Here is a 12,327-nt window from a genome sequence, read left to right on the forward strand (position 1 = left end):
AAAGGCCGCCATCGATGGCGGCCTCATTGCATGTTAAGATTCAACCACTGAAAATATCCCCAACTTCTCAATTCTTCGGACCGCCTCAGCAATCCGCTCTTCACTCTCTAGTAATCCAACACGCACATACCCCTCTCCATGTTTACCAAAGCCATTGCCCGCTGCAACGACCACACCGGCTTGTTGAAGAAGGATATCCGCAAATGATTCGCTCGTATAGCCTTCAGGAACTGGTAACCAAGCGAAGAAGGAGGCTTTTGGTGCTTCCACGTCCCAGCCGATACGCTGGCATTCCCTAATCAATACATTTCGACGACTTTCATAAAGAGCTGTCAGTTCGCTTACACATGATTGATCTGCACTTAAAGCGGCGATTGCAGCGTGTTGGATCCCAGGGAACATGCCGATGAACAGCTGGCTTTGCAATCGACTGATTGCTTCAATCATTTTTGCATTTCCTACTGCAAAGGCGACTCTCCATCCGGCCATATTATACGTTTTCGACAACGTATACATTTCAATCCCGATATCCTTTGAACCTTCAGCTTGAAGGAAGCTAATCGGCTTAACTCCATCAAAGCCAATCCCTCCATAGGCCATATCATGCACTATAAATATTCCATTCTCCCTTGCAAAGAAAATCGCTTCTTCAAAAAAAGGAATAGTTGCGACGGCACTTGTCGGGTTGTTTGGATAGTTTAAATACATGACTTTTGCTTTTTGCTTAGCCTCATCTGAAATCGAAGAGAAATCGGGCATGTACTCATTCTCCTTGACGAGCGGCATCGTTTCGTATTCTATATTTGCAAGACTTACACCGGACAGATAATCAGGGTATCCTGGATCCGGCAGTAAAAGAAGATCGCCTTCATCCATCATCGCAAGAGGAATTTCTACAAGTCCAATCTTTGAACCGCCTAAAACGGCGACCTCGGTGTCAGGGTCAATATGCACTCCGTATTCACGATAATAAAATTCTGCAACCGCCTTTCGTAGTTCGGGTATCCCGTTAAAAGGGGAATATCCATGATTTTCCGGGCGTTCCGCTGCTTGCTGTAATGCTTTAATAATGTGGTCAGGCGTCGGTTGATCGGGATTTCCTCTTCCAAGATTGATAATGTCCATACCAGATTGCTTCGCAGCCTCCACTTTTTTTACCAATCCGGAGAAAAAGTGGGGAGGCATGTTTCTTAACCGATTAGAAATCATGTGAACGACCCCGTTTTCATATTTTTTAGATTCATCAGACTACCAGTTGCTATCATTCTACTATATGCGCTGGGGCGAACTCAACATGATTTTAGGTGAATTAGAAAAAGCCGCCTTAGATAAAAAAAGGCGGCAACATGAATGCATTACTATTTTCGATTTTGGTCTAAAATAAATGTTAAAAGTGTAATCCAATGATCCATTTTGCGATAGACTTCTATATATTCCGGAGACTCTCTTTTAAGCCGTTTATCAAGATTAGAATAAAAACGAATAATATGGAATGGATTATCTTTGTCATCCACTATGATTTTCATTTCAATCGTGACGATTTTACGGAGAATCGCTTTTCTCGCAAGTGATACTCTTTCATCAATAACCGGATCTACTGATTGTCCGATCGCTTCGAGTCGATCAGTTGTCCCCTCGGCCTCGTTTAAGATTACTTTTTTTCGTATTCCATTTTCATATGTTTCGATAGCTAATAATTGGTCGTATGAGTAATCCAGTATCTCATAAGGCATTTTTAAATATGCTTTTGTTACACGTTTACCATCCGCAAGTAATGCAGGTTCCCAAAAGTGGATTCTCTTGTTTTCTTCATCAATTGCAATTTTTGAAAGGAGGTCATCAGAAACAAATGCATGTGATTCTTCAAATCTTGGATTTTTTGGTTTATACGTTTGAAGATGTTCGAGTTGCTTTGCTTTTAATTTTTTCTCAGTATTTGTTGCTAAAGTAAGGAAAAGGACCGCGAATCCAAAAAAGATTGCGAAGAAAATAAAACCGGGAAGGATGTCATCCCTTTTAATAAAATAAACAAGTGCTATGGTCCCTATGATTGGTCCAAGACAGCCCAAGCGAACGTACCAAGTGGATTGTGTGGAAGGCAAAAAAATCCCTCATTTCAAAAGAGTATTATATGTATTAATCATAAAGGATGAAAGCATGAATGACAATGAATCAATGAAAAAGCTGTCCCTAAAGAGGAAGGGACAGCTTCTTCTAAACTAATTAGTTCACTTGTGCTGCTTCGATCTCATCAGTCAATTCAACAAGTTCATCGATCAATTCACCGATATAGGCGATTGTATCTTTTAATGGCTGTTCTGTTGTAATATCAACGCCTGCCATTTTCGAAAGTTCAGCAGGAGATTTAGTTCCACCTGCTTGAAGTACTTTCAACCAATCATCAACAGCAGGTTGGCCTTCAGAAAGGATACGCTTTGATACTTGTGTAGAAATCGTCAAACCAGCGCTGTATGTGTATGGATACAAGCCCATGTAGTAGTGAGGCTGGCGCATCCAAGTCAACTCTGCACCTTCATTGATTTTCACGTCTTCTCCCCAGAACTCTTCCAATACGCCCCGCTTCAAGCTATTCAATACATTGGCATTCACGCTGCCGCCTGCATCGATGCGCTCATAAACTTTACGTTGGTAAGCAGCTTCGAGTAAATGTGTAACGAAGTTGTGGTAGTACGTACGAGCAACGATGGAAGAAATCACCCAACGCTTGAACTTCGGATCATCCGAATTGGAAAGCAGGTGATTCGCTACAAGCATTTCATTCATCGTCGACGGCGCTTCAATGAAATACATTGAAGGACGTGAATTGAAAATATTTTGGTGCTGGTGCGCGTTATAGAAGTGTCCTGCATGACCTAATTCATGCGCTAAGACGAAGACATCTTCCATGCTGCCTGTCCAAGATATCAAGATATAAGGATGCACGCCATATGGGCTTGAACAGAATGCTCCAGTCGATTTTCCGACGTTCTGTGCAAAGTCTGTCCAGCGCTCCTTATACGAACGATCAACCATATTCAAATAATCCTCACCCATGATTGTTAGGGCATCATCGATGTATTTCTTGGATTCTTCAATTGTGATCTTTGGCTCGTAATTTGGATCCAAAGGAATCTTCAAATCGGAGAACGTCATTTCGTCCAATCCATGAACCTTTTGAAGAAGTTTTGCATATTTGCGCATATGCGGTGCAAGACCTTCCATGATTAAATCGATCTGACGGTCATACATGGAACGGTCAACTTCTTGGTTGAACAGAAGATAATCGAAAACATTGTCATGTCCTCTTAAGTCTGAAGTTGTTTTCTCCTTTTGCAAATGCGTGTCATATGCTTTTGCAGTTGTATGCTGATAATCTCTTAATTTGGCATGGAATGCGTCATATGCAGCTCTTCTTTTTTCTGTGTCAACTTCGGATTCCCAGCCGCCTTCAAAAGTCGTATAGCTTAGAGGGAATTCTTCCCCGTTTACTTCGAAATTGTCGAATTTCATATCGACTAATTTCGTCGTATTGTAAATGCCGTATGGCGCGTTCAAAACGGAAGAGAATGCAGCTAATGTCTTTTCCACTTCTGGGTGCAACTTATGAGGCTTTTGGCGAATCAATTCCTCAAGATAATTTTTGTAATCGTCGGATTGGTTCATTGCTTTTTCAAGGATTTCACTGGACACTTCGGAAAGCTCACTTGTGAAGAATGAAAGTTTGCTTCCAAGCTTTGAAGAGATGGAGCTGTATTTGCTTGATCGCATTTGAGCTTCGTCGTTTGTTTGATCCACGCTAAGTGATAGGCTTTGATATGTGCCAATCGGTGTCATTTTGCCCATGATGGATGCGTAGCCATCTAACGCTTCAAGAACTGCTGTTTCATCAGTCATTTTGCCTTTGAAACGTTCTTCGAAGGAAGTGACTTCACTTTCAAGTTGGACGAGTGCAGCATTGTAGTCGTCCTCGGTTTTAAAGAGGTCTTCCAAATTCCATGTTTCTTCGATTTTTACTTCAGAACGTGGTGGTAAACTTTTAACCATTCATCATCTCTCCCTTTTTTATTACGGTAGTCGAACTAATTATAGTATATAGCAAACTAATAGAAAAGTAAAAAAAATGAATAGGTATTTTAGTAAATTTATTTTTTCCTTTGTAAAAGTTGAATTTCATCCGCGACTACAAAAGCCAAATCTTCATTGCCGAAGAGTTGAAGGACATCAAGCATTGTTTCGTTGTCTATATGAAATTCGTCAAAACCATCATCGGATTCGATGACATTCTTTAATGCTTCATTTTCCAGTTGATATGGATATGCTTTTTTGTAAAGTGCGTTTGGATCAAGTTCGTAGTTTTTGCACCACTGAACGAATAAGCGGATCATGAGTGTTTCGTCTTCTCTGTATTTCTGTATAACTTGTTCACTGATATTTTTGAATTCCATTGTTTCGACCTCCATTGATAAGCTATTATTCTAAGTATAAACGAAATGGGGGAGATGACTAATGAATCGTGTGGATGTTGTGTATGCTGTCATTTTAAAAAATGGAAAAGTTCTTATGGTGAAGAATAAGAAATATAATAATTGGACGTTGCCGGGAGGGGGAGTTGAGAGAGGGGAAACTTTGGAACAAGCGGCAATCCGTGAAGTTTGGGAGGAAACAGGTCTGACGGTTGAAATTGGGAAGCTGCTTGCTGTGAACGAGACATTTAGGCAAAAGGAAAATAATCATGTTTTATTTTTTACATTTAGTACGGAAGTAATTGGTGGGGAAGTTGCCATTCAAGATAAAGATGGGATTTTGGATGTACAGTGGATGGATATCGAGGAAGCAAATGAGGAGTTGCCTTATTATGAAGGCGGGATTGGGAGGCTTCTTGAAGCATCGATACCATACGTCTATCAGGTAGTTCAGGTTTGAATAATGCTGGTGGAAGATATCCAAGAGCCAAAGTAATTGGTGTTTTGCAATCCGGTAATCGACTATTAGTCGAAGAATTCTCAGGAGTACATTCTAAAGGATTTGGAACATATTATCGGCCGATTGGCGGCTCGATTGAATTCGGCGAAAAATCAGAGGATGCACTTTTAAGGGAATTTGAAGAAGAACTTCAAGTAAAAGTGGAAATTAAGAATTATATGGGATGCATTGAAAATATCTTTTCTATAAATGAACAAAGAGGTCATGAAATATTGCAGGTATATGGAGTTGAGTTTTCAGAGAAGGAAAATTACGCCAAAGAGAAATTTGAGATTTTAGAAGGTGGGCAATCGTCATTTGCGAATTGGGTTAACTTAGCAGATTTTATTGACGGAGTAAAAATACTATATCCTGATAGTTTGGTGTGTAAGTTAGAAGGAGGGAATTGATTGAACCAAAGGGAGATGAGTGAGAGAAATAGAATTGGCTGGAGCCAAAATGCATATAAGGCATGGGTATCTCGCCATGGTACTCCCAAACAGTATGCAGAAGAATTAAAGGCTGATCCAATAAAAAAAGTGAGCTATTATTTGGAAAGAGTCGGAGATGTAGATGGAAAGAGGATTCTAAATTTGCTTGGCTCAAAAGGGAATAAAGCCGTCTGTTTTGCACTTCTTGGAGCCGATGTCACAGTTGTAGATATATCTGTAGAAAATAAAAGATATGCTTTCGAGTTGGCCGAAGCCGCAGGTGTTTCCATTAATTACATCGTTAAAGATGTTCTTGATATACAATCGGAGGAACTTTCATCATTCGATATTGTTATCCTTGAGATGGGAGTACTCCATTATTTTATAGATTTAATTCCCTTATTCCGAATGGTTTCGAACCATTTGAAAGAAGACGGTTTATTTATTGTAAGAGATTATCACCCATTCGTTTCAAAAGTGCTTGGCTTTGTGGATGGGGAGGTAGAATTTGATGGTGACTATTTTAGTGAAGAGTGTATTGAGGTTGATGTTGCTTATTCAACTTTGTTAACAGAGGAAAAGCGGGGGGATTTATATAAAAACGTCATTAAGCATTGGACGATTTCAGAAGTAATAAATGCCTTGATCAGCGCAGGTTTGATCATAAGAAAAATGCAAGAGGATAAAGGGATTCAGTGGGCATTTCCTGATGGTTCACCTGAGGGGATTTCAAATCGACTTCCAGGGACATTTACGATTTGTTCATCGTTAAGTGAAGTTTGAAATCAAAGGGAAAATAGGGGGATTTAATAATGGGTTATATTGAGGATCTAAGAGAAGTGGTCGGGAATCGTCCGATAATGCTTACCGGAGTTGGAGTAGGTGTGTTCAATGAAACAGGGGAAATCCTTTTACAGCGAAACTTAGACGGACGTTGGGGGATACCTGGAGGATTCATGGAACTTGGTGAATCTGCCGAAGAAACAGGCCGAAGGGAAGTGCTTGAAGAGACGGGAATTGAAATTGGAAAGTTGGATCTTGTAACTGTCATCTCTGGCGCACATACACATACGATATTGAAAAATGGGCATGAGTACTATTCAGTTACTCTCGTGTTTGTATCTAACGATATTCGTGGCGGTGAGTTAAAGGCTGATGGTGTTGAGACAGTGGATGTCGGTTTCTTTAACCTGCAGAAACTGCCCGAAGATGTTAATCCGATGATTAAATCGATGATACTTCAATACGTTTCAAACCAATAGTGTTGGATGCAACTTAGTTGTAGCCAATGCGATAAGTCGCGCAGACTGTTATTCCGCTTGGCTTATCGCGTGAGGCTCACATCATTTATTGCTGACAATAAAACGTACAATCCAGTTTACATCAAGCGGGCCATCGATAATTTCATAATAAAGGTTTGAATTTTGGATAATTAGATTTTCTGCAACCATAATTGTAAGACTATTCCCCTCTGAATCTTTTAAGCTAATTGAAAGCTCATCAATATTATCGTATGGATTAACCTCATTAGGTTTGATTTTTTTCACACTATAGTTTTGCAAGAACTGAAGCAACTCATCCACTTCGACTTCATCATTTATTTTCCAAGTTTCAGCAGGGTTTCCGTTCATGGCTGGTTTATTAAAAGTGAGCGAATCGAATTCAGTATTCATGGATTCAAATAATTCATTAAAAGTTTTCTCATTATAATCGTTTATGGACTCTAACATTGCATATGTTCCTCCGATTAATAGCGCAATGAGCAAGACAGCTCGCATCTTCATATTCAATTCCTCCTGTCATTGTTTGTATAGTATACGCTGGCGTCGCTCATGTGGAATAGTACTCATGTTATGTTCCGGATGAAAGAAAAATTAATAATGGAGAATTTAATGTTATAATAGTATTCTAACTTTAAAGAATAGATGGAGGATGAGTAAGATGACTAAAATTGTTGACGCAATTCAGGACGGGTATGCTGATGATTTTGCTTGGTGTTATGGATGTGGACGCCTAAATGAGGACGGTCACCATTTCCGTACTGGTTGGGAAGGAGAAAAAACAGTTACATATTATGAGCCTTCTGAAAAGCATACAGCCATACCCGGGTTCGTATATGGAGGAGTTATTGCATCTTTAGTCGATTGTCATGGAACAGGATCTTGTGCATTGGCTTTACACCGTAAGAATGGACATGAACCTAAGGACGGGGCTGAAGTTCCACGTTTTGTAACCGCTTCCTTGAATGTGAATTATTTGAAGCCAACGCCACAAGGAATCGTGTTGAAGGCTGTAGGAACTGTAGAAGAGATTCACCCAAAGAAATGGAAAGTGAATGTGGAAGTATTTGCTGGAGACGTTCTATGCGCTACTGGTGAAGTTGTTGGAGTTGTCATGCCATCGACATTTATAACAAAGTAATTATAGACGAAACCTTTAGAAAGTAATTCCGTATTAGTAGGTATGGGAGCTGCGATGGACTGAAAGATGAAAGGGAAGGTGGAAAACGATGATCGGATTCTGGATAGTAGCGGTCGTAATGTGTGTTCCAATAGTAGCAATCATAACTGAACATCGGGAGAAGACATTAAGATACAAAACTGAGTTGGTTCGGGAAGAGCTTGAACTGGAGAAATTGAAACAGCAGAATTTCATTATTGAGACGGAAAAAATGAAACTTGAATTGGAACAGATGAAACTTGATTATACATCTGACAAAAATGATGTCATGAAAGCTTAATAATTGAAATAGGTGTGAAAGCTTAGGGAAGGGCAGGGAAGTATAGGAATGGGTTACATTACAGGTATTTTAATTGTTGGGATTGTCATGTGTGTTCCAATCACTGCGATCATCACGGATTACAAGCGGAAAACGATGAAGTTCAAAGCGGAAATGGTTCGTGAAGAGATTGAATTGGAGAAAATAAAGCAGCAGAATTTCATCATTGAGACAGAAAAAATGAAACTTGAATTGGAACAGATGAAACTTGATTACACATCTGGTAAAAATGAAATCATGAAAATCTGATGAAAGTGTGGGGTAAGTATGTCAGATAATAATTCTATGCCTCCTTATAACGATTTGATTGGTGATATGTTGAAAAAGAAAACGGACGAAGTCGGTATGGAAAATCTGAAAGGCTTCGGAAAACCATTGCCTAAGGAATATTTTTCAGGTGACACCTTCCAACATTTTCAAAGGATTGCGAAAGACGCAGGCTATAAACCGCATTGGTTGAAATTACAGCATGAAATCCGTGATATGGTGTATGCTATCGATGAGGTTATTGCACGTGAAAAACCGGCTGAACTGGAAAAACGAATTGCCAAGGTGAATGAAAAAATCGCGGAACATAATAAACATTGCCCGCCCCTGATGTTAAAAGGGCGTATTTCAATAGATACACTGGATCGAGCGAAGGAAATTTGGAACTAACAAGGAGGGAATGACGATGATGAGGCATGTAGTCTATATAATCGTCTTTTCCCTTTTTCTATTTAGTTCAGGTTGTTCTCAACAAAATGCCAAAAATGATTATCAACATAACCTTGTTTTCAGAGAAAGACATTCAATAGTTGAACCGTCGAAAGTTGAATTTTCTCAAACTGATTTATTGATGGATAAAATGTCCGTCGATGAGAAAATAGGACAACTAATAGTCGTTGGAATGGAAGGGAAATCATATAACAATGATATCGATAGTCTAATCCGTCGTAAACACGTAGGTGGAATCATTTTATTAGGCAAAAACATTTCTACAGCAGATGGCATCGTCGAAATATTGAATGATAGCAAGAAGGCGAACGCAGGCAATAAAGTCCCTTTATTACTCTCGGTTGATGAGGAGGGGGGGCGGGTTTCCCGTTTACCTAAGGGAATGAAGAAGTTACCTTCAGCCGCATCGATCGGGCAAAAGAATAAGGAATTTGCGTATGAAACAGGGACTTATCTTGCGGACGTACTACATTCATTGGGGTATAATATGAACTTTGCACCTGTATTGGATGTAAATAGCAATCCTAAAAACCCGGTAATTGGAGACCGTTCCTTCTCTTCAAATCCTTCTGAAGTCGCATCTTTAGGCATGTCAGTCATGAAAGGAATGACTGATAATGGCATCATTTCCGTTGTTAAGCACTTCCCAGGGCACGGTGACACGCATGTAGACTCCCATAAATCTTTGCCTGTTATTCATAAAAGCCTAAAGGAGCTTCGAGAAACTGAATTAGTTCCTTTTCAGCGGGCAATCGATGAATATGCGGATATGATTATGGTAGCCCATATACTGTTTCCTGAACTGGATAAAGAGTATCCCTCTTCATTGTCAAAGAAGATCATTACCGATCTCTTGCGGAAGGAAATGCATTATGACGGAATTGTCATTACCGATGATTTAACAATGGGCGCAATCGTCAATGAATATTCGGTTCCGGAAGCGGCCCTTCAAGCCTTTTTGGCTGGAAGTGATTTGCTTTTAGTTGCGGGGGATTATCAAAACCAGATTGATACGTTCGATGCCTTGCGAACAGCTGTGGAGTCAGGGGTTATTTCGATGAGGAGGCTCGATGAAAGCGTGAAGCGTATTTTAGAGCTGAAGGAACGTTATCAATTGGAAGATAAAGTTAATGAAGAGATTGACGTAAAAAAACTCAATCAAAAATATGATGAATTAATGAGTTGAAAAACGAAACTTCCTGTACACTTATCCGTAAAATAAGATAGAAACAGATAAAAGGAGGTTTCAATCATGGAAAAAACTGGCTTAAAAGTGTTGGTACACGCAAGCGCATTTTTCGCCCCTTTTTTAGTTCCTTTCATTCTTTATTTAGTTATTGACGATACGGAGATAAAAAGATTGTCCATCCAAGCATTATTATTCCAATTGGTGATGGGTGCATTAATATTCATATCGGCAATATTAATCATTTTAATTATTGGTATTCCAATGTTAATTGTTTTTATCTTAATGACGATTATCGTTCCTATTATAGGTATTGTAAAAGCCCTTGGTGGCGAAACATACAATTACCCGATTGTTGGCAGATGGATTTGATTGGTACAGCCCCTTCTTACAAAGTGAGAAGGGGTTTTTTATGTGGATATTAAATATATCGGTTATTTATTCATGTTATCACCTTGAATTGTATATGTTGGTATAAGCAGTTTTTCATGTGGTTTGGAGTAATAAATAGAAAGGGGAGAAGAATGAAGTTTAAGTTTAATCTTGTCACGCAGATTTTCATCGCCTTTGTTTTAGCAATCATTTTGGGAAGTGTGTTCGGAAGCTCCATCGATTTTCTGAAACCGTTTGGGGATTTGTTTTTAAGGCTTATTAAATTCATCATTGCTCCACTCATCTTATCGACATTGGTTGTTGGTGTAGCGGGTACCTCCAATCCAAAACAGTTAGGTAGAATCGGATTTAAAACAGTCTCCTATTACTTGGTAACGACTGCAATTGCAATTGTTATCGGGCTGACTGTTGCATTTATCATTTCACCAGGGAAAGGTGTATCCATTTCTTCCGAGGGCTTAGTGGCACCTGAAGCTGCAACTAAAGAGCCGCAAAGTGCAATTACAACGATTTTGAACATCGTACCTGAAAATCCATTTACGGCATTATCATCTGGTAACGTTTTACAAATCATCTTCTTTGCTTTATTCATCGGCCTTGCCATAACGATTGTTGGTGAGAAAGCACGTCCGGTCTACAATTTCTTCGAAGGATTTGCGGAAATCATGTACAAGATAACGGGAATTGTTATGAAAGTGGCGCCAATTGGTATTTTAGGTCTACTCGCACCTGTTATCGGACAATATGGATTATCCGTGTTGTTGCCGCTCGTCAAAGTAATTTTGGCAGTCTACATCGCATGTATCCTACATGCTGTCATCGTATATTCGACAGCAGTAAAATCATTTGCAGGTATGAACCCTAAAACCTTTTTCAAAGGGATTTCCCCTGCTGCACTTGTCGCGTTCAGTACGTGCAGTAGCTCTGGAACATTGCCCGTAACGATTAAAAATACAAATGAAAATTTAGGCGTCCCTAATAAGATATCAAGCTTTGTCCTCCCGTTAGGTGCAACCGTTAATATGGATGGAACTGCGATTTATCAAGGGGTTGCTGTTATTTTCATAGCACAATTTTATAGCTTGGAACTCTCGTTCATGCAATTGCTAACGGTTGTTCTAATAACAATTTTAGCATCGATTGGAACAGCGGGAGTTCCTGGCGCTGGGATGATCATGTTAGCCATGGTGTTAACATCTGTGAACATGCCGCTTGAGGGGATTGCACTCATTGCAGGAATTGACCGAGTTTTAGATATGATGAGGACATCGGTCAACGTTGTTGGAGATGCTTCCGCAGCGGTTGTTGTAGCCGGAACGGAAAAGGGGAGAGTGGAATAATCAGCTAAAAGGGATTGGATTCTTTTCATGAATCCAATCCCTTTTTCTTATGTCATTTAAAAAACTGCTTTATTTTTTCCGTCCTCAAATTTTTGAAACCAATGAACGAGTCAATAATTGTTGTTGCGATTGAAGCAAGTCCCACGCCCATAATTAATAGAGAAACTTGGGTAGTAATATCTTCGGGTGATTTTTGAAAAACCTTCGCCAAAGATTCAGCAAGATATGGCTGAATCACATTGGGATTTAGGAGTAAGATGACTATTAGCAACATCCATAATATATTTAGCACCAAATTACTAATAGCAAGCTTGGTTGTCCACTTGGGGTAAAGTGCTTTGTATGAGCCTAATACAATTTCTAACGTCAACAATAAAAGTGCAGAAGGAAATAAAACCATCAAAGATACATTGCCAAAGAGTGACATATTGACGTCAATCCTTTCGAATACTTTACGCTCAATCTACCCGGAAATCCCATTTCTTAAAACGATGAATAAAATCAAATAAGTGAAAATAG

At 39.5% G+C, this 12,327-nt stretch carries 17 protein-coding genes; 11 read left to right on the top strand and 6 right to left on the bottom strand.

Translation table 11 applies throughout. From position 1 onward, the window contains the following. Nucleotides 1-33 precede the first annotated feature (33 nt). From P5G49_RS05495 to P5G49_RS05510, 4 genes are all read right to left on the bottom strand, one after another. Nucleotides 34-1,209: a pyridoxal phosphate-dependent aminotransferase gene (locus P5G49_RS05495; protein WP_301242478.1), complete on the bottom strand. Its 1,176-nt coding sequence runs from the start codon at nucleotides 1,207-1,209 to the stop codon at nucleotides 34-36. A gap of 149 nt (nucleotides 1,210-1,358) precedes the next feature. After that, nucleotides 1,359-2,102, bottom strand: coding sequence for a hypothetical protein (locus P5G49_RS05500; protein ID WP_301242479.1), 744 nt, complete (start codon nucleotides 2,100-2,102; stop codon nucleotides 1,359-1,361). A 121-nt stretch (nucleotides 2,103-2,223) separates the two neighbouring features. After that, nucleotides 2,224-4,044, bottom strand: coding sequence for an oligoendopeptidase F (gene pepF, locus P5G49_RS05505; protein WP_301242480.1), 1,821 nt, complete (start codon nucleotides 4,042-4,044; stop codon nucleotides 2,224-2,226). 98 nt (nucleotides 4,045-4,142) lie between these two features. After that, nucleotides 4,143-4,445 (bottom strand): hypothetical protein, encoded by a 303-nt coding sequence (locus tag P5G49_RS05510; protein WP_301242481.1) that lies wholly within the window; start codon nucleotides 4,443-4,445, stop codon nucleotides 4,143-4,145. Nucleotides 4,446-4,506: 61 nt separating this feature from the next. On the opposite strand from P5G49_RS05510, the gene P5G49_RS05515 reads away from it, so the two are divergent. Genes P5G49_RS05515 through P5G49_RS05530 form a run of 4 tightly spaced genes read left to right on the top strand, consistent with a single transcriptional unit; the run spans nucleotide 4,507 to nucleotide 6,655 of the window. Then, a complete protein-coding gene (locus tag P5G49_RS05515) occupies nucleotides 4,507-4,923 on the top strand; it encodes an NUDIX domain-containing protein (protein WP_301242482.1) in 417 nt (138 codons plus the stop codon). Beyond that, entirely contained in the window at nucleotides 4,920-5,372 is a 453-nt protein-coding gene (locus tag P5G49_RS05520) for an NUDIX hydrolase (RefSeq protein WP_301242483.1), read from the top strand. Before P5G49_RS05515 ends, P5G49_RS05520 begins: the two co-directional genes overlap by 4 nt. Continuing rightward, nucleotides 5,373-6,176, top strand: coding sequence for a class I SAM-dependent methyltransferase (locus P5G49_RS05525; protein WP_301242484.1), 804 nt, complete (start codon nucleotides 5,373-5,375; stop codon nucleotides 6,174-6,176). A gap of 29 nt (nucleotides 6,177-6,205) precedes the next feature. Continuing rightward, nucleotides 6,206-6,655 (top strand): NUDIX hydrolase, encoded by a 450-nt coding sequence (locus P5G49_RS05530; RefSeq protein ID WP_301242485.1) that lies wholly within the window; start codon nucleotides 6,206-6,208, stop codon nucleotides 6,653-6,655. 81 nt (nucleotides 6,656-6,736) lie between these two features. Here the strand turns inward: P5G49_RS05530 and P5G49_RS05535 are convergent, their stop codons facing one another. Beyond that, on the bottom strand, nucleotides 6,737-7,177 hold the full coding sequence (locus P5G49_RS05535) for a hypothetical protein (RefSeq protein WP_301242486.1): 441 nt from the start codon (nucleotides 7,175-7,177) through the stop codon (nucleotides 6,737-6,739). Nucleotides 7,178-7,334: 157 nt separating this feature from the next. Here P5G49_RS05535 and P5G49_RS05540 point away from each other — a divergent pair, with 157 nt between their 5' ends. The 7 genes from P5G49_RS05540 (at nucleotide 7,335) to P5G49_RS05570 (ending at nucleotide 11,808) form a co-directional block, all read left to right on the top strand. Continuing rightward, nucleotides 7,335-7,814, top strand: coding sequence for a PaaI family thioesterase (locus P5G49_RS05540; RefSeq protein WP_301242487.1), 480 nt, complete (start codon nucleotides 7,335-7,337; stop codon nucleotides 7,812-7,814). An 88-nt stretch (nucleotides 7,815-7,902) separates the two neighbouring features. Then, entirely contained in the window at nucleotides 7,903-8,133 is a 231-nt protein-coding gene (locus P5G49_RS05545; RefSeq protein WP_283732523.1) for a hypothetical protein, read from the top strand. Nucleotides 8,134-8,181: 48 nt separating this feature from the next. Beyond that, the gene (locus P5G49_RS05550) at nucleotides 8,182-8,421 is read left to right on the top strand and encodes a hypothetical protein (RefSeq protein WP_301242488.1); all 240 of its coding nucleotides are present in this window, start codon (nucleotides 8,182-8,184) and stop codon (nucleotides 8,419-8,421) included. An 18-nt stretch (nucleotides 8,422-8,439) separates the two neighbouring features. Further along, nucleotides 8,440-8,829 (top strand): DnaJ family domain-containing protein, encoded by a 390-nt coding sequence (locus P5G49_RS05555; RefSeq protein WP_301242489.1) that lies wholly within the window; start codon nucleotides 8,440-8,442, stop codon nucleotides 8,827-8,829. A gap of 16 nt (nucleotides 8,830-8,845) precedes the next feature. Beyond that, complete coding sequence (gene nagZ, locus P5G49_RS05560) at nucleotides 8,846-10,075, top strand: beta-N-acetylhexosaminidase (protein WP_301242490.1); 1,230 nt, start codon at nucleotides 8,846-8,848, stop codon at nucleotides 10,073-10,075. A gap of 66 nt (nucleotides 10,076-10,141) precedes the next feature. After that, complete coding sequence (locus P5G49_RS05565) at nucleotides 10,142-10,447, top strand: magnetosome magnetite crystal formation protein family (protein ID WP_301242491.1); 306 nt, start codon at nucleotides 10,142-10,144, stop codon at nucleotides 10,445-10,447. A gap of 152 nt (nucleotides 10,448-10,599) precedes the next feature. Next, nucleotides 10,600-11,808, top strand: a complete 1,209-nt coding sequence (locus tag P5G49_RS05570) for a dicarboxylate/amino acid:cation symporter (protein ID WP_301242492.1) — start codon at nucleotides 10,600-10,602, stop codon at nucleotides 11,806-11,808. 52 nt (nucleotides 11,809-11,860) lie between these two features. On the opposite strand, the gene P5G49_RS05575 is transcribed toward P5G49_RS05570, so the two are convergent. Continuing rightward, nucleotides 11,861-12,235: a hypothetical protein gene (locus P5G49_RS05575; RefSeq protein ID WP_301242493.1), complete on the bottom strand. Its 375-nt coding sequence runs from the start codon at nucleotides 12,233-12,235 to the stop codon at nucleotides 11,861-11,863. Between the last annotated feature and the right edge of the window lie 92 nt (nucleotides 12,236-12,327).

The sequence above is a fragment of the Sporosarcina highlanderae genome (assembly GCF_030433715.1).
In the GTDB taxonomy this organism is placed as follows: Bacteria; Bacillota; Bacilli; order Bacillales_A; family Planococcaceae; genus Sporosarcina; species Sporosarcina highlanderae.